This window comes from Microbispora sp. NPDC046933, assembly GCF_040644635.1.
Taxonomy (GTDB): Bacteria; Actinomycetota; Actinomycetes; order Streptosporangiales; family Streptosporangiaceae; genus Microbispora.
Window position 1 is genome coordinate 18384 of sequence record NZ_JBEYWW010000060.1, and the last position, 17332, is coordinate 35715.

16 protein-coding genes and 1 pseudogene are annotated in these 17332 nt (G+C 66.9%); 12 read left to right on the plus strand and 5 right to left on the minus strand.

The genetic code is table 11. The annotated features are described in order from the left end of the window. Window positions 1–55 precede the first annotated feature (55 nt). The 9 genes from ABZ857_RS42195 to ABZ857_RS42235 all read left to right on the plus strand — a co-directional run bounded on the left by ABZ857_RS42195 (window position 56) and on the right by ABZ857_RS42235 (window position 9970). Window positions 56–1693, plus strand: a complete 1638-nt coding sequence (locus ABZ857_RS42195; protein WP_357055941.1) for a hypothetical protein — start codon at window positions 56–58, stop codon at window positions 1691–1693. 76 nt (window positions 1694–1769) lie between these two features. Continuing rightward, on the plus strand, window positions 1770–2771 hold the full coding sequence (locus ABZ857_RS42200) for a 2Fe-2S iron-sulfur cluster binding domain-containing protein (protein ID WP_357055944.1): 1002 nt from the start codon (window positions 1770–1772) through the stop codon (window positions 2769–2771). Window positions 2772–2809: 38 nt separating this feature from the next. After that, entirely contained in the window at window positions 2810–3919 is a 1110-nt protein-coding gene (locus ABZ857_RS42205; protein WP_357055947.1) for an aromatic/alkene monooxygenase hydroxylase subunit beta, read from the plus strand. After that, the gene (gene mimD, locus ABZ857_RS42210; protein WP_357055950.1) at window positions 3916–4260 is read left to right on the plus strand and encodes a propane 2-monooxygenase effector subunit MimD; all 345 of its coding nucleotides are present in this window, start codon (window positions 3916–3918) and stop codon (window positions 4258–4260) included. The genes ABZ857_RS42205 and mimD overlap by 4 nt, the downstream gene beginning before the upstream one ends. A 10-nt stretch (window positions 4261–4270) precedes the next feature. Then, on the plus strand, window positions 4271–5293 hold the full coding sequence (locus tag ABZ857_RS42215) for an amidohydrolase family protein (protein WP_357055953.1): 1023 nt from the start codon (window positions 4271–4273) through the stop codon (window positions 5291–5293). Then, complete coding sequence (locus ABZ857_RS42220) at window positions 5290–5970, plus strand: iron-sulfur cluster assembly protein (RefSeq protein WP_357055956.1); 681 nt, start codon at window positions 5290–5292, stop codon at window positions 5968–5970. Before ABZ857_RS42215 ends, ABZ857_RS42220 begins: the two co-directional genes overlap by 4 nt. Further along, window positions 5967–6992 carry an NAD(P)-dependent alcohol dehydrogenase gene (locus ABZ857_RS42225; protein ID WP_357055959.1) on the plus strand — a complete coding sequence of 342 codons (1026 nt, stop codon included), beginning with the start codon at window positions 5967–5969 and terminating at the stop codon, window positions 6990–6992. Before ABZ857_RS42220 ends, ABZ857_RS42225 begins: the two co-directional genes overlap by 4 nt. Before the next feature lie 15 nt (window positions 6993–7007). Further along, on the plus strand, window positions 7008–8657 hold the full coding sequence (gene groL, locus ABZ857_RS42230; RefSeq protein WP_357055962.1) for a chaperonin GroEL: 1650 nt from the start codon (window positions 7008–7010) through the stop codon (window positions 8655–8657). A 77-nt stretch (window positions 8658–8734) separates the two neighbouring features. After that, window positions 8735–9970, plus strand: a complete 1236-nt coding sequence (locus ABZ857_RS42235; protein ID WP_357055988.1) for an Nramp family divalent metal transporter — start codon at window positions 8735–8737, stop codon at window positions 9968–9970. A 378-nt stretch (window positions 9971–10348) separates the two neighbouring features. Here ABZ857_RS42235 and ABZ857_RS42240 read toward each other — a convergent pair whose 3' ends face one another. From ABZ857_RS42240 to ABZ857_RS42250, 3 genes and pseudogenes are all read right to left on the minus strand, one after another. Continuing rightward, the gene (locus tag ABZ857_RS42240) at window positions 10349–11293 is read right to left on the minus strand and encodes an acyltransferase domain-containing protein (RefSeq protein ID WP_357055964.1); all 945 of its coding nucleotides are present in this window, start codon (window positions 11291–11293) and stop codon (window positions 10349–10351) included. Window positions 11294–11318: 25 nt separating this feature from the next. Next, window positions 11319–11465, minus strand: a pseudogene (locus ABZ857_RS42245) (transposase); the annotation flags it as partial. Window positions 11466–11718: 253 nt separating this feature from the next. After that, window positions 11719–12576, minus strand: coding sequence for a hypothetical protein (locus ABZ857_RS42250; protein ID WP_357055967.1), 858 nt, complete (start codon window positions 12574–12576; stop codon window positions 11719–11721). 494 nt (window positions 12577–13070) lie between these two features. Here ABZ857_RS42250 and ABZ857_RS42255 point away from each other — a divergent pair, with 494 nt between their 5' ends. Further along, window positions 13071–13688: a hypothetical protein gene (locus ABZ857_RS42255; protein ID WP_357055970.1), complete on the plus strand. Its 618-nt coding sequence runs from the start codon at window positions 13071–13073 to the stop codon at window positions 13686–13688. Window positions 13689–14215: 527 nt separating this feature from the next. On the opposite strand, the gene ABZ857_RS42260 is transcribed toward ABZ857_RS42255, so the two are convergent. Beyond that, window positions 14216–14755 carry a GNAT family N-acetyltransferase gene (locus tag ABZ857_RS42260; protein WP_357055973.1) on the minus strand — a complete coding sequence of 180 codons (540 nt, stop codon included), beginning with the start codon at window positions 14753–14755 and terminating at the stop codon, window positions 14216–14218. Window positions 14756–14854: 99 nt separating this feature from the next. Between ABZ857_RS42260 and ABZ857_RS42265 the strand changes: the two genes are divergently transcribed. Together ABZ857_RS42265 and ABZ857_RS42270 are read left to right on the plus strand one after the other, a co-directional pair. After that, entirely contained in the window at window positions 14855–15235 is a 381-nt protein-coding gene (locus ABZ857_RS42265; protein ID WP_357055976.1) for a YccF domain-containing protein, read from the plus strand. A 135-nt stretch (window positions 15236–15370) separates the two neighbouring features. Then, window positions 15371–15727 (plus strand): hypothetical protein, encoded by a 357-nt coding sequence (locus ABZ857_RS42270; protein WP_357055991.1) that lies wholly within the window; start codon window positions 15371–15373, stop codon window positions 15725–15727. 937 nt (window positions 15728–16664) lie between these two features. Here the strand turns inward: ABZ857_RS42270 and ABZ857_RS42275 are convergent. Continuing rightward, complete coding sequence (locus tag ABZ857_RS42275; protein ID WP_357055979.1) at window positions 16665–17018, minus strand: hypothetical protein; 354 nt, start codon at window positions 17016–17018, stop codon at window positions 16665–16667. Window positions 17019–17332: the final 314 nt, after the last annotated feature.

The following is a 17332-nucleotide window of genomic DNA, read 5'->3' on the forward strand; positions in this document are numbered from 1 at the left end:
TCGTCTCCGTTGTCATGGCCGTGTCGTGATTCCGACCGGAAAGCAGGGAGACGACGTGAGCCGACAGAGTCTCACCAAGGCGCACCAGAAGATCACCGAGCTCTCCTGGGAGCCGACCTTCGCGACGCCTGCCACGCGCTTCGCCACCGACTACAGGTTCGACAAGTCCCCGAAGAAGGACCCGCTCAAGCAGGTCCTGCGCTCCTACTTCCCGATGGAGGAGGAGAAGGACAACCGCGTGTTCGGAGCGATGGACGGGGCCATCCGCGGCAACATGTTCCGCCAGGTCCAGCAGCGGTGGATGGAGTGGCAGAAGCTGTTCCTGTCCATCATCCCGTTCCCGGAGATCTCGGCGGCGCGGGCGATGCCCATGGCCATCGGGGCGGTGCCGAACCCCGAGATCCACAACGGCCTGGCCGTACAGATGATCGACGAGGTCCGGCACTCGACGATCCAGATGAACCTGAAGCGGCTGTACATGAACCACTACATCGACCCCGCCGGCTTCGACATCAGCGAGAAGGCCTTCGCCAACTGCTACGCGGGCACCATCGGGCGGCAGTTCGGCGAGGGGTTCATCACCGGTGACGCCATCACCGCGGCCAACGTCTACCTCACCGTGGTCGCCGAGACCGCGTTCACCAACACCCTGTTCGTCGCGATGCCGTCGGAGGCGGCGGCCAACGGCGACTACCTGCTGCCCACCGTGTTCCACTCGGTCCAGTCGGACGAGTCGCGGCACATCAGCAACGGCTACTCGATCCTGCTGATGGCGCTGGCCGACGAGGACAACAGGCAGCTTCTGGAGCGCGACCTGCGCTACGCCTGGTGGAACAACCACTGCGTGGTCGACGCGGCCATCGGCACCTTCATCGAGTACGGCACCAAGGACCGCCGCAAGGACCGCGACAGCTACGCCGAGATGTGGCGGCGCTGGATCTACGACGACTACTACCGCAGCTACCTCATCCCGCTGGAGAAGTACGGCCTGAAGATCCCGCACGACCTGGTCGAGGAGGCCTGGAACCGGATCTACACCAAGGGCTACGTCCACAAGGTCGCGCAGTTCTTCGCCACGGGGTGGCCGGTGAACTTCTGGCGCATCGACGGGATGACCGACGACGACTTCGAGTGGTTCGAGCACAAGTACCCCGGTTGGTACAACCAGTACGGCCGCTGGTGGGAGGCCTACAACCGGCTGCGCTACCCGGGGCGTAACAAGCCGATCGCCTTCGAGGAGGTCGGATACCAGTACCCGCACCGCTGCTGGACCTGCATGGTGCCCTGCCTCATCCGCGAGGACATGATCGCCGATGAGGTGGACGGCCAGTGGCGCACCTACTGCTCGGAGACCTGCCACTGGACCGACACCGTCGCGTTCCGGCCCACCTACGAGGGCAGGGAGACGCCGGCGATGGGCCGGCTCACCGGCAAGCGCGAGTGGGAGACCCTGTACCACAACTGGGATCTCGCCGACATCATCAAGGACCTCGGCTACGTCCGCGACGACGGCAAGACGCTCGTCCCGCAGCCGCACGTGGACCTCGACGACCCCAAGAAGCTCTGGACCCTCGACGACGTCCGCGGCCTGCCGTTCCCGAGCCCGAACGTCACGCTCAACGAGATGACCCCCGAGCAGCGCGAGGCGCATCTCGCCGAGTACCGCGCGAACCACAACGTCACGCCGGTCTGACCTGGTGCCGGGGGCGCGGAACCGTCGCGGGATCTGCCGCGCCCCCGGTCGGAAAGCCCACGAGGGAGACGACCACATGGGAGACAAGCACCGGGTCCGGTTCGAACCGGTGGACGTGGAGATCGAGGTCGACGAGGAGGAGACCATCCTCGACGCGGCCTTCCGCCAGGGCGTCATGCTGATGCACGGCTGCAAGGAGGGCCAGTGCTCGGCGTGCAAGTCCTTCCTGCTCGACGGCGACCTGCAGATGGATCGCTACTCCACGTTCGCGCTCGCGGACTACGAGAGCGAGGAGGGCTACGTCCTGCTGTGCAAGGCGCACGCCTACAGCGACCTCGAGATCGAGCTGATCAACTACGACGAGGAGATGATCAACGCCGGGGTGCCTCCCCGGCTGGTCGACACCGAGGTCGCCGAAATCGCCCACCTCACCCACGACATCACCGCTCTGCGGCTCGTGCCGGCGGAGGAGATGCCGTTCATCCCCGGACAGTACGCCGACATCCGGATTCCCGGCGCGGACGAGTGGCGCTCGTTCTCCATGGCGAACACCGGGAGAGACCACCTCGACTTCATCATCAAGTGCTACCCCGGCGGGAGGTTCTCCGGCCTGCTGCGGGAGGGCCTCCGCCCCGGTGACACCCTCCAGGTGAAGGGCCCGTACGGCACGTTCACGCTGCGGGAGAAGTCGGACAGGGACATCGTCTTCGTCGGCGGCGGCGCCGGCATGGCGCCGATCCTCGCCCTGCTCACCCAGATGCGCGAGCAGGGGAGCCGCCGCGGGGCGCGGTACTACTACGGGGCCCGTACGGCGCGCGATCTGTTCCACCTGGATCTCATGGCGGGGTTCGAGAACGACCTGCCCGGCTTCAGGTTCGTGTCCGTGCTGTCGGAGGAGGGCGGCGGCCTGGTCACCGAGGCGCTGGACCGGGCCGAAGGCGACCTGTCCGAGGTCGACGCCTACCTGTGCGGGCCCCCACCCATGATCGACGCGGCGATCCCCCTGCTGGAAGGCAAGGGCGTGCCGCGCGAGCGCATCTACTTCGACAAGTTCACCACCACCGCGGGATCGCAGTGACGGCCCGCGGCCGTACCGACCAGAACAGGAGCACAGCCGTGGCGACTCCTACCGAGCAGAAGGCGCGCAGGAGCTTCCCCAAGCCGGAGCTCACCGACGCCGAGGCCGGGGCGTTGACCTTCCCCAGTTCCACCAGCCGGGCGTTCAACTACTTCGAACCGAAGAAGCTGCGCGCGTCGATGTACGAGGACGTCACCCTCGACGTGCAGCCCGACCCCGGCAGGCACCTCACCCAGGGCTGGATCTACTCCTTCGCCAACGGCGACGCCGGCTACCCCCAGGACTGGACGGCGCTGCGGTCCGGCGACTGGCACGCCTTCCTCGACCCGAACGAGGAGTGGGAGCAGACGATCTACCGCAACAACTCGAGCATCGTGCGGCAGACCCAGCTCAACCTCGACAACGCGCGCCGGGCCGGCGCCTACCGTGCCTGGACGCGGAGCTGGACCACGTTCGTGGAGCGGCACGTGGGCGCCTGGATGCACGCCGAGAACGGGCTCGGCATGCACGTGTTCGTGTCGACCCAGAGGTCGGCCCCCACCAACATGATCAACACCGTGCTCGCCGTCAACGGCACGCACAAGCTGCGCTTCGCGCAGGACCTCGCCCTCTACAACCTGGAGCTGAGTGAGAACCTGCTGGAGTTCGACGGGGCGGCGCACCGCGCGGTCTGGCACACCGACCCGATCTGGCAGGGAGTGCGGGAGAACGTCGAGCGGCTGACGGCGCTCGATGACTGGGCCGAGGCCGTCTTCGCCACGAATCTCGTCTTCGAGCCCCTGGTGGGCGAGTTGTTCCGCAGCCGCCTGGTGATGCAGATCTCCGCCAGGAACGGCGACTACACCACACCGACCGTCATGGGAACCGGCGAGCACGACTTCGACCGCGACCTGCGCGCCTCCCGCGCGTTGTTCTCGCTGCTGCTGCGCGACGAGCGGCACGGCGTGGCCAACGCCGAGACGGTCTCCGGCTGGCTGGCCCGGTGGGTGCCGGTGAGCCTCGACGCGGCCCGGCGGCTCCAGCCGATCTGGTCGCAGCCGCAGGAGAAGGTGCTGCGCTTCGAAGACTCGCTCGACCAGGCCAAGGAGCGTCTCCGCGGCCTGCTGTCCGACCTTGGTCTGAACGAGCCGAAGGAGCTGAACCAGTGAGTGCGTTCGGTGCGGCGAACCCGACGTCGTCCAACAAGTGCGGCGTCACGCTGATGAACAACCAGAACGGCCACGTGGTGGCCGACGTGATGCGCGGCAAGCCCGGCGTCACGGTCAGCGAGTACCCGTCCATGATCCGCGTGGACGGCGAGGGAAAGATCGAGTTCGACTTCGACGAGATCTCTGACGCCATCGGGTTCGAGTTCGGCCCCGCCGAGTTCGAGGAGATCATGTCCACGCACTACGGCCGCATGGTGCATCTCGACGACCGCACCTTCCTGTTCGCGAACCCCGAGGACGCGGCGGAGTACATCGACTTCGACCTGCGCCCGGTCGAGTGAGGAGCCCGGCATGTATCACAAGGACGACGTGAGCTACTACGTGGTGGACACCCACGTCCACTACTGGAACGCCAGCCCGGAGAACCGCAACAGGTACGGCGAGGGCTTCATCGAGTGCTTCTACAACTACCAGACGAGCCTCAGCCCCGCCGAGTGGGTCTGGCCGTACGAGAAGTTCTGCAAGTACACCGAGAAGGACCTGATCCACGACCTGTTCGAGACGGGCTACGTGGACATGGCCATCTTCCAGCCGACCTACCTGCGCGACTTCTATCCCGGCGAGGGCTTCAACACGACGGAGCGCAACGCCGTGCTGAAGGAGCGGCACCCGGACCGGTTCGTGCTGAACGGTTCCTTCGACCCGCGCGACGGCGACGAGGGCCTGCGAGTCCTGGAGGAGAAGGCCGAGCGCTACGGGCTCAGGGGCGTCAAGCTCTACACGGCCGAGTGGAAGGGGGACTCCAAGGGGTACAAGCTCTCGGATCCCGAGGCGTACCGCTACCTGGAGAAGTGCCGTGAGCTCGGCATCGTCAACATCCACGTGCACAAGGGCCCGACGATCTGGCCGCTGAACCGCGACGCCTTCGACGTCGCCGACGTCGACCACGCGGCCACCGCCTTCCCCGACCTGAACTTCATCGTCGAGCACGTGGGGCTGCCCCGCCTGGAGGACTTCTGCTGGATCGCCAAGCAGGAGCCCAACGTGTACGGCGGGCTCGCGGTGGCCATGCCGTTCATCCACAGCCGGCCCCGCTATTTCGCCCAGATCATCGGCGAGCTCCTCTACTGGCTCGGCGAGGACAGGCTCCTGTTCGGCAGTGACTACGCCATCTGGAGCCCGCGCTGGCTGGTGGAGCAATTCGTCGACTTCCAGATTCCGGAAGACATGCAGGGCGAGTACGGCACGATCAGCGTCGCGGCCAAGAAGAAGATCCTCGGGCTCAACGCCGCCCGCCTGTACGACCTCAAGGCCCCCGCCGAAGCCCAGCTCGACTCCGTGCCGGCGGCCGCCACGGTCGGGGGCGGATCGTGACCAGCCGCCAGGCTGCCTGGGCGGCGCTCGGTCAGGTCCGCGACCCGGAACTGGACGAGCCCATCACCGACCTGGGATTCGTGCGGACGCTCCGCGTGGACGGCGGCGCCGTCCACGCGGAGCTCCGGCTCCCGACGTACTTCTGCGCGCCCAACTTCGTCTTCATGATGGTCGCCGACGCGGACGCCGCGCTCCGGGCACTGCCCGGGGTCACCGAGGTGCGTGTCGATCTCGCCGACCACTTCACCTCGGGCGAGATCAGCGAGGGGGTGGGCCGCGGGTTCGAGGCGACGTTCCCCGGCCTGACCGACGGGGACCTGACCGACCTGCGGAGCGTCTTCCGGCGCAAGGCCTTCGTCGCGGCGCAGGGCCGCCTCTGCCGTGATCTGCTCGCCCAGGGGTGGACCACGGCCGACCTGACCGGCCTCAGGCTCGGCGACCTGCCCCCTTCCGCCCTCGTGGCCGCCTACGAGCGGGCCCGGGCCGCGATCGGCCTGCCGACCGTTCCCGACGCGTGGATGCTCACCGATCCGGACGGGGGCAGGGTCGCCGCCGAGCGCGTCGATCAGTACCTCCGCTTCGCCAACGCGATGCGGGTGAGTGTCGAGGGCAACGCCGAACACTGCCGGGCGCTGCTGGCCGCCCGCTACTCAGATGATCTAGGAGGTGCCGCTTGAAAGCCGTAAGACTGCATGGCTACCACCGAACCCCTCACGTAGAAGAGGTGCCGGAACCGGAGATCACCGGCCCGCTCGACGTCGTCGTACGTATCGGGGGCGCGGGCCTGTGCCGTACGGACCTGCACATCGTGGAGGGGCAGTGGCGCGAGAAGTCGGGCGTCGCCCTGCCGTACACGTTGGGGCACGAGAACGCCGGATGGGTGCACGCGGTCGGGCCGGCCGTCGGCAACCTGGCGGTGGGCGACCCGGTCATCCTGCACCCACTGATCACCTGCGGCCTCTGCCCTGCCTGCAGGGCGGGCGACGACGTGCACTGCGCGGCCTCGGCCTTCCCCGGAATCGACACCGACGGCGGGTTCGCCGAGCTGTTGAAGACCAACGCCCGGGCGGTGGTCAGGCTGGCGCCGTCCCTCGAACCGGCGGCGGTCGCGGCACTGGCGGACGCCGGGCTCACGGCCTACCACGCCGGCCGCAAGGCGGCACGGTTGCTGTCCCCAGGGCAGCGGGTGGTGGTCATCGGCGCCGGCGGGCTCGGCCACATCGGCGTCCAGGTGCTGAAAGCGCTCACCCCGGCACAGATCATCGTGGTCGACCGGTCCGCCGAGGCGCTCAAACTCGCCGCCGACCTCGGCGCCGACCACGTGGTGCAGGCCGACGGCGGGCAGGCCCAGGCCGTCAGGGATCTGACGGACGGCCTGGGCGCCGAGGTGGTCCTGGACTTCGTCGGCGAAGGCGGCGCGATCGCGGACGGCGTCGCGATGCTCAGGCGAGCGGGCAGCTACCTGGTGGTGGGGTATGGCGGTGTGCTGTCGGTGCCGACGATCGACATCATCTCCACCGAGATCAACTTCGTCGGCAACCTGGTCGGTTCGTACACCGACCTGGCCGAGCTCATGGCGCTGGCAGCCGAGGGCAAGGTCGCGCTGCACACCACCGCCTATCGGCTGGAGGAGTTCGGCGAGGCGCTGGACGACCTGGAGCACGGCCGCATCCGTGGTCGCGCGATCCTCGTCCCCTGACCACGGAGGAATGAGATGGCGAAGTTACTGCGGTTCGACGCCGAGGCGCGGCACCTGCTGGAGACAGGAGTCAACGCCCTCGCCGACGCGGTCAAAGTGACGCTGGGCCCGAAGGGCCGCAACGCCGTACTGGAGAAGCTGACCGGGCCGCCCACCATCACCAACGACGGCGTGACCATCGCCAGGGAGATCCAGCTCGGCGACCCGTTCGCGAACATGGGCGCCCAGCTCGTCAAGGAGGTGGCGAGCAAGACCAACCTCGACGTCGGCGACGGCACCACCACCGCCACCGTCCTGGCCCAGGCCATCGTGCGCGAAGGGCTGCGCAAGGTGGAGAAGGGCGGGAACCCGATGCAGCTCAAGGCCGGAATCGAGCAGGCCGTCGACAGGGCGATCGCGATGCTCCGGCAGTGGGCACGCCCGGTGACCAGACCGGAGGACCTGCTGCACGTGGCCTCGCTGTCGGCCAACAACGACATCGTGATCGGCGAGATCATCGCCGACGCCATCGCCCGGGTCGGGCCCGCCGGAGTCGTGACCGTGGAGGACTCGCCGTCGCTCGGCATGGACGTCGAGTTCGTCGAGGGACTGGAGTTCGACAACGGCTACGTCTCGCCGTACATGGTCACCGACCAGGCCCGTATGGAGACGGTCTTCGAGAACCCCTACATCCTGCTGACCAACGAGAAGATCAGCAAGGTCCAGGAGCTCATGCCGGTGCTCGAGCAGGTCATGCGCAGCGGCTCCCCGCTCGTGATCATCGCTGAGACCGTCGACGGACCGGCGCTCGGCATGCTCGTGGCCAACTGCGTGCACGACACCTTCAGATCGGTTGCCGTCAGAGCCCCGGGCTTCGGCCACCGCCGGCTGGCCGAGCTGGACGACCTCGCCGTTCTCGTCGACGGCGAGGTCGTCAGCGCCGACCGCGGAACCAGCCTGGCCGCCGTACGGCTTGACCAGCTCGGCCGGGCGGCGAAGGTGACGGTCACCGAGCGGAGCACGACGATCGTGGGCGGTGCGGGATCGGGCGAGGACGTCACGGCTCGGATCGAGCAGCTCAAGGCCGAACTGGCCCGCGCCGAGAACGACCATGACGTGGAGAAGCTCCAGGAGCGGATCGCCCGGCTCTCCGGTTGTGTGGCCGTCATCAGGGTCGGCGCCGCCACCGGCGTCGAGCTCAAGGAGAAGCAGCACCGGGTCGAGGACTCTCTGGCGGCCACACGGGCCGCGGTGGAGGAAGGCGTCGTCCCCGGCGGCGGCACCGCGCTTCTGCAGGCGCGGGCGGAGCTCTTCGAACTCGACCTCGAGGGTGACGCCTCCGTCGGGCGCGACATCGTCGTCATGGCACTGGCCGAGCCGCTGCGCTGGATCGCCATCAACGGGGGATACTCCGGGGACGAGGTGGTCGGAAAGGTCGAGGAGCTGGAGCCGGGGCACGGCTTCGACGTGCTGCGCGGTGAATACGGTGACCTGTTCGCCCGCGGCATCGTCGACCCGCTCAAGGTCACCCGCTGTGCCCTGCAGAGTGCCGCATCGATCGCCGCACTGATCCTCACGACCGAGACCCTCGTCGTCGAGGAGGTCGTGCGGAATCCGGGCGCGATCGTCGCGCCGGGATTCGGCGACCTCGCGGAAGGTCTGCCGAGACCGTCCAACATCGCGTGAGCCGAGCCCGCGGGGACGGACGGGCCCCGTCCCCGCGTACCCCGGAAGGCGGTTTCGTGAAGCCTTCGCCCGAAGTCGTGTCCGACACCATCCCCGTCCCCCCACCCGGCGGCGTCAAGCAGCGCCTGATCGCCATGATGGGTCCCGCCTTCGTGGCCGCCGTCGCCTACATCGATCCGGGGAACTTCGCCACCAACGTGGAGGGCGGAGCCCGCTTCGGCTTCCTGCTGCTCTGGGTCGTCCTGGTGGCCAACGTCGTCGCCATGCTGCTGCAGTATCTGTCGGCCAAGCTGGGCGCCGCCACCGGCCGGACCCTGCCCGAGCTCGTCCGTGACCACTATCGGCGGCCGGTTGTATGGGGCCTGTGGCTGCAGGCGGAGGTCGTGATCATAATGACCGACCTGGCCGAGTTCATCGGTGGCGCCGTCGCGCTGAACCTGCTTTTCGGACTGCCGTTGCTGCATGGCGGAATCGTCATAGCCGTGGCCTCCTTCCTCATCCTGGCGGGCTGTACGGCCAGGCAGCGTAGGTTCGAGGCGGTGATCAGCGCGTTGCTCGCTGTGGTGGCGGGCGGGTTCCTTTACCAGATGCTCCAGATCAAGGTGCCGCTGGGTGAGGTGGCCTCCGGCTTCATCCCGCGTTTCGACGGTCAGGCGAGTCTGCTCCTCGCGGCGGGGGTGGTCGGCGCGACGGTCATGCCGCACGCCGTCTACCTGCACTCGGCCCTCACCCAGGAGCGCTTCGGCCCGGGCCGTGGATTCCGGCGCGGCACCCTGATCCGCGCACAGCGGATGGATGTCGTTCTGGCCATGGGTGCGGCGGGCCTGGTCAACATGATGATGCTGGTGGCCGCTGCCGCCATGCTGCACGGAACGGCCGCCGAGCCGACACTCGCCGGCGCGCACGCCCAGTTCGCGCAGAGCGCCGGTTCGCTGACCGCTCTGCTGTTCGCCATCGCACTGCTCGCCTCAGGGGTGGCCTCCTCCAGCGTGGGCGTCTACGCCGGGCAGGTGGTGATGCAGGGCTTCCTCCGGCGCCGGATTCCGCTGTATGTGCGAAGGTGCCTTGCCGTGGTACCCGCCCTCGCCGTCCTCGCGTTCGGTGTGGAACCCACTCAGGCGCTCGTGTTCAGTCAGGTGGTGCTGTCCTTCGGCATTCCCTTCGCCCTGGTTCCGCTGATCCTGCTGACCAGGCGGCCGGACGTGATGGGGGACTGGGTGAATCGGAAGGTCACCACCATCGCGGCCGCCTTCGCAAGCCTGGTGATCATTCTGCTCAACGCGGTGCTGGTCATCTTGACTTCGGCATCGTGAGGATGACGCCCCTCGGGGCTTGCGTGATGGCGTTTGACGATTGGGGCGAGGTTCTGGGCGCTTGCCTTGGGATATGCCGAGAAGCCGCCCCCGGCGGGCTTCAAGCCGACAGGGGCGCGGATCTGGACTTCCTCTACGGCGGCAGCGGCAGCGCCCTGCCCCGCTCGTATGAGGTCGGCGGGGGTGGCAGGCACCTGGCACGTGACCGAGGTCGTGGCCTGGCAGCTTTCCCTATCCGGGCTTGCGTTGGTCATTCAAGTTGAGCAGGGAGACAATTCCTGACGTGTACTCCATCTACCAGAACGGAAGCGACGCCGGGCGGTTTGCCGCCCAGATCTACCGGGGGCTGCGTGAGGGCGACCTTGGCGCCGAGCCGGACTAGATCGGGAAGCGGCCGCGGCGCCAGTGCCAGTGGCGGCCGGCCTTCAGGTGGTCGACGATCGCGCGCTGGAGCACGGTGCGGCGCGGCAACTGGTCGAGCGGCGTGGTCAGGGTGCGGAACACGAATCGCAGCACCTCGACGTCGGCGTCAATCCCTTCCGGCTCCTCGTAGGGCTCCAGCTCGAACATCCGCTGGAACCGGACGATGTTGGAGTCCTCGGGCAGGTACTCCAGCAGCTGCGGGTCGAGCAGCCACGAGCCACAGGAGAACGCCGTGTAGCGCTCGTCGGGAAAGTGGCGCGGGAAGAACGCGCGGGCCTCGTCGAGCGACGCCGCGATCGCCTCCGGGGTCATCGGCCCCGACTCGGGGATGTGCAGGCCGATGGCGGTGTCGCCGCGCTGGTACTGCAGCCGGCCCAGCTCGTACACGCCGCCGCGAGCATGCAGCGTCAGCCAGCTCTGCATGACCGGCCAGCCCTCGCGGTGCATCCGCCGGTCGATCGCGAGGTTGCGGCCCAGGTCCGCGAGGGTCACCCACGACACGGCATCGGCGATGCCGTGGTCGCGGTGGTACCCCCTGACGACGTCGACCAGGGCCAGGTACGCGTACACGTAGAGATGCCGCCAGGCGGGGCCCCGTTCGCGTGGCAGCTCCGGACCGGGCGACAGCCAGTCATGGCCGCCGAGATCGGCGCGGACCAGTGCGATCGAGCGGTCGAGCAGCCAGCGCAGCTCCGGAGTCCACAGTGGAGAGTCAGGGTCGGGCCAGCCCGCCATGATCTCGGCGGCGTCGTCCGGCCGCACCGCGAGCCGGTCGAGGATCGCGCGCGCGTCGGCCTTGGCGGGCAGCGGAGCCGACGGCCGGTCACCGGCGAGCCGGTGCACGCGGTCGACGTCCTCGACGGGTACCCCGAGCCGGGCGGCGATGGCGTCAAGATCCACGCAGCCGACCCTACCGGCCGCTGGGGGTCCTCCACAGCCCGTTTCGCTCGGGCAAATCCCGCCATGGCGACCCGGTCCGCTTCACCCAGCAGATCGCATTGATCACCTTCCGGCGATCACCTCGACGGGCTGGCGACCCGCTGCACGGTGATCGGCTCAGCCGTAACGACACCCGCGCCGTCCCGTACGTCACGACGGACTATCCGGCCGTTCAGCGGGCTTTGGAGCTTGAAGCGGATGCGCTGCCGGTCGCCAAGCGCGGCGCCGTCGGGCGGCGCCGGCACTGACCTGGGCCTACGGCGGTCGAGTAACCATGAGTCCCCGCGGTTACCCCTCGCTCGCCGACCCAACGGGCACGCGGCTGCGGCTGCTGCGCTCGGCCCGGCGCTGCCGCCTCGTCGGCGTTCGCGGCTGATCACGATGTCTCATCTACTCTCGTCGCGCCCTGAGGGCGTCACGTGCCAGGCTCCGGTTCCGGAACGCGGATGCCCGTTCTCCTCGACCCACAGGCGCCTGGGTGGAGCTTTGATCTCGACGCGGTCTCCCCAGTGCCTGTAGAAGGTGGTCCAGTTCATCGTCCGCACGTTCTCCGCCTCAAGGGCGTCCCAGACCACGGAGGCGGTGAAGCGCCGCGGCAGATTGTCGGGTCCGACCCATAGCCTCCATCTGATTCGCCCTCCGGGCTCCGACCCTTTATCAAGTCCGAACAGGATGCCCGCCTGACTTGGCCGGAGCTCCGGCACCGTGACATCGCCGGCATACAGGATGGTCGGCACGCCGTCCACCCTTCCGCCGGAGGTGCCGGAATCGGCACCCGGGGCGACGAACTGGAGGAACCCTGGGCTGAGACCCTCGACGAGCGCGTTCGTCTGCGGAAAACCCACCTCCCGCGAGTGAACCCACTTCTTTCCTGGCGGAATGGACGCGGTCGCGCTGAACTGCGCGTAGCTGTCCCTGCCAATGGTGATCAGGCGCATGCTGCTCGTACCGAAGGGCTGGAGCTTGCTGACTTCCGTGATGTCGGAGCGGGATATCCCCGAGCGCGCGAACCGGTAGACGCCCTTGGTGGTGGTGATTTCCGTGAGACCGACCCAGAATGACCCGTCCCGCGCTCTCGTCGATATGTGCACGCCGCTCCGGTTCGCGAACTGCTGCTCGACAGCACTCCAGACGGAAGCGAACGAGTGGCCGGCCCGGACGACCGGCGTGACCGATGGCATGGTTTCGACCTGTGGCAGTGAGACGACCAACGACATCGCCAGCACCATCGTCAATCCGATCACGACTCGATCGTTCGTTGTGGCTGTCTCGGCGGGGTCACCATCATGTTGCGAAGAATGCCGGCGGCAGGAATCGTCCCCAGGCCGCACGTCCAGTCTTGGGTGACCTGCAAAGGTTGTCTCGGTGGTTCAACGGCCACAAAGACAGGTGGAGCGGCTACTTGATCGGCCTCGCTCCTCCAGGGATGACCTGGGCCTTTGGGCTTGGAGCAGGTGACGGGAATCGAACCCGCGCTGTCAGCTTGGGGATTGTATGGATCACGGCCCGTAGAGCCGTTCATCTGGGCGTTGGGCCGGTCATGAGTGACCGTGGTTTCCCCCCGTCACCCTGCTTAATGGCCCGGCTAGCATCGCTGGTCATGGCGTCATGGAGCGCGAGATACCGCGCGGGCGAGCGCTTCGCCGTCTGGGACGAGCTTCGGGCGTACGGTCCAGATGGCGTTCCCGAAGCCCTCCAGGAGGATGCCGAAGATGTCGCAAGAGAGACCATGAGACGTGTGGCGGTCAACGTCGATGCCATCGTGGATCGGCTCACTGCGGCCGGCTATGCCTTCGCCTCCCCTGATCGAATCCGGCAGTTGCCCACGACGGGTGATCTAAAGGCGGTCAAAAGGGCAGAGCAAGTGATCGGCCCTCTTCCACTCGCTCTACGTGCCTGCCTGGAGATTGTAGGGGCAGTCAATCTTTGCGGCGACGGAGGGAAGGTGTTACCACAGGTCAGCTACCACGCTGATCCGCATGAGGAAGGGGACCTTTATCCCGACCCGCTGGTTCTCCCCTCGGGACGTCACCTCTGGAACGACTGGGAGTGCTGGACCGAGGACTTCGAGAGGAGCGAATCCCGCAGCGTCCACTACCAAGGATTCTCCTTCACGTTCGCGCCGGATGAACTTCACAAGGCGAACGTCAGCGGCAGCGAGCAGGACATCCTTCTTCCCAGCCGATCTGCTGATCCCGAATTGATCGGTGCTCGCGGTCGAGAGGGCGTCATGCTTGTCGAGTACCTGCGAATCTCGCTCGCCTGGGGTGGTTTCCCCGGCTACGACGCCACTCCATTAGACGTCCCCGTGCCGCAGATGCTCGAAGAGCTACGCCGCGACCTCCTCATGTTCTGAGCGTCGTTGTTCTTGCGCGGCGTACAAGCCAGTTCACCTCGTACGCCTGCGCCGCCTCAAGATGTGTCGCGATCACCCCGGCGCCGGAGGCCCCCGCCGGAGGCAATTCTTCGACATCAGCTCTACGCCACCGTACGCTTCTCGTGCCGTCGCGTTCAAATGCTGAATGGGAGTTCAGGCCAGCGCTTGTGCGTTCGTCCCCCGGTAATTGGGGTGAGCCGGTTCGAGTCCGGTAGTCCGCGGCGGCTTCTTTGCGTTGGTTACGGCAGGGCGGTGTGCGGCGACCGGCCTGAGCCGCTGCCGCCTGGGACCGGCCCCCAGGCCACACATCCGGACGGCGGGCGAGGGGCCGCAGTACGGTGGCGCGCCGCGCCACCGCCTCGATCCCTATGAGTTCAATTCCGTAAGTTCCGCTCCGTAACGCCGAAGGGTCTTGTCGGTTAGCGGTTGGCGGGCCCGCGAGCGCGGTCTTTCCGGAGGAGACACATCTCGCCAGCCTGGCCCGTCGGTCGTCGAGCCGAAGGCGTCTATTCGCTCTGAGGTGGCTTCCGTGTTGTCTCGGGACTCACGTAGTAGTGCAGCAAAGCGTTTTCGCCTGCTGCGTTCAGCCACTCGGCGCGGGCGCTTGCCACACGTCGCCATCCGGCACGTTCGTACAGGGCGATGGCCGCGTGGCCGTCGTCGGATACGTCGAGCACGAGAGGTATTCCTAGATCGGCGGCCTTCTTGCCGACCACGTCGAGGAGGCGAGTGGCATGCCCGTAGCCTCGCCCCTGAGGAGTGACGAAGAGCCGGGTGATCGATCCGACCGGACCGGCCGATGTACTGATGGCCCGGGCGAGGGGCGCTTCAAGCGTTGCCGCGTCCAGTTGTGAGAGTCCCACGTGTCCGACGACGTCAGAGCCTTCAACCACCACCCATGCTTCAACAAGGTTGGAAGGCGTCAGCCATCGCCCGGGATCGGCGGGCCAGTCCACCGGGTAGCGATCGGAAGCATGCACGGTGGCGAGAGCATCGATGCAGGCACGCAGGTCTTTGATGGTTCTTGGACGGATCAAGGGGCTCATCACCCAGCGATTTTCTCAGGGGGTGCGGCGGCGAAATGTCGGCGCTGCCCAGACCTGATCCACTACCTGCTGAGCCGGCCGGGTGGGACAGTGAGCACTATGAACACCGTCCTTAATGTCATCTGGCTGATCTTCGCCGGCCTGTGGCTCGCATTAGGCTACGTCGTGGCGGGGATCATCTGCTGCGTCCTCATCGTCACCATCCCGTTCGGCATCGCGTCGTTCCGGATCGCGGGCTACGCGCTGTGGCCGTTCGGCCGGACCGTCGCCGACAAGCCGTCCGCCGGTGCGTGGTCGGTGCTCGGCAACGTCATCTGGCTGCTCATCGCCGGGATCTGGTTGGCGATCGGGCACATCGCGACCGCGATCCCGCTGTTCATCTCGATCATCGGCATACCGCTGGGGATCGCGAACCTCAAAATGATCCCCATCTCGCTGATGCCGCTGGGCAAGGACATCGTTCCCGTAAACCGCGGATAAGTTAGCCGTGACGACAAGTGGGTCTTCTCGGGGATCGAGCGCGTCCTGTGCCCAGGAACGACCGACCTGCTGAAGTTCCCTGTGTAGTACAGGGACGCCGCGCACCGGCGGCTGGGTCCAGACGACATCGCGTTCCTGACCTACACCTCCGGGACGACGGGTCCGCCCAAAGGTGCGATGGCCACCACCGCAACTGGCGTTCAATGCCCAGGCTTGTCGGGACTGGATCGGCCTCGGCCTGGACGACGTCGTCCTGGGCATCGCGCCGCTGTTCCACATCACCGGCCTGGTAGTGCACATCGCAACAGGCGGCGTGGTGGGAGTGGTCACGCGCCACGGGCCCACGTATTGGCGGACTGCGGTGGTCACCTCCACCTCACGCTGGAGCGGAGAACTCTGACCTGGACCTACGCCCGTGAGGGACCTTGCCCGTGCCATTGCCTCAAAATCGTGCACGTACATTGCACGGCGGCCGTGAGGCCTCGGACGTAGACTGACGACGCCGTTGCGGGTAAAGGCGAATGGGAAAGCGCTCGCGCTAACTCCCAGTAACGGGATGAGCCGGTTCGAGTCCGGCAGTCCGCGACGGCCTTGGTTCGGAGCCGGCACCGCCCTGCAGAAGGCTACGCGTGACCGGGAGGGGTCGGGCTGGTGCACGGGATTTGGGAAGGTGGGTCGCGTAGCAAACTCTCACAAGAAGTGGGACAGCGAGGCCCGCAAGATCTTGCTCGGCTGGACGTGCTTCATGACGGGCGGGTACGTCTGGGATCTGGTTGGGGACTACTTCATTGACGGCCCCCAGAAGATCACAGCTCAGCGTGTCGTTATCCGTGCCATGGTTGCGGCAGCCTTTTGGCTTGCGGGCGTCCTCGTCTTGCGCTGGCTGGTCCGGCTAGTGGACAAAGATTCTGAAGGTGCAGGAGACAGCGAAGTATGAGTGTCGGGTCGGAGACTCAAGCCTCGGTCTTGAGCGAAGCCCCAAGGTGCTCGTTCCGTCCGTCGTTCGTGCCTATGCAGCCATTGCGCTTCAACTCAGGCATGCTGGGCTGCATGTCCGACCGAGGCCTCCCCAGCCTGCTTCCAGATTTCTTCGATTGCGGCTGCCCCGATATCTACTTCTGCCCGACCTCACAGGAGGTGGAGTGTCCTCGACACAGCGGCTTTACCGTGTGCTGCGATGCGGTGGATCTGCATATCCCCGCGCGACCGCGCACGCCTGCCCCTGACTGATCGTCCCGTCTGCCTCGACCCACCGAGAAGCGGCAGCGGGCCGGCGACGAAGGGGCAGGCCCGTCTTCGTGTATACGTCAACCGACCGCCTCTCGATCACTGGATGTCAACGGTCACAGACGGGCTTGAGCCGTAGGAGACGGTCTGCTGGGCTCTGCCTGGGTCGCGGCAGGTGAGGCTTTCAGGCTCACCTCAGCCACTACGAACCCAGTCCTTGTTCCTCGCGATCACCCCGGAGCCGAAGCGCCCCCGCCGGAGGCATGCTCTTCCAATGCTGAGTGATACCGCAGACAAGCGCAGCGAACATCAACCCGATTCCCATCAAGGCATAAACCGCCACGACTTGAAAGGGCGTGCTGTAACCCATCCCGGTGACCGCGAACAATAGGCCCGTCATGAGCGGGGACAAGAGCAGCAAGGTTCCGCTGGTCAGGAGTGCATTGCGAAAGATTGGCCATCGTTGTTGCCGACTACGGGCACGCAGCGTCGTACGGAATAGGGCCACCGCGAGAGGCAGCAGTGCGACGGCTTCGAGGACGCGTTGCAGATCCATAGTGGCCGATCATAGGGCACTAGTTCCGAGAGATTTAGGCGGCATAGGACGGAATGGAGTGACCAACGCCAGCCCGAGAGACGCTGTAGGCGCGTAACGACTGGGACCGGTGATCGGAGCGACCGAACGGCGGTGTACTGGCCGTGGGCGAACGGCTTGGGAGCGGGGCGGCTGGCGTGCAGCGGGCGGCCCGAGTCGCCGGGGGCCGGGTATGTCCTGTGAACCGCGCCGAGTTTCGTGGAGGCCGTGATGTTCACCGGCTTTCATGGAGTCACTTTGGTTGACTGGCATGCCTGAACCCCGAGAGAGGTCAG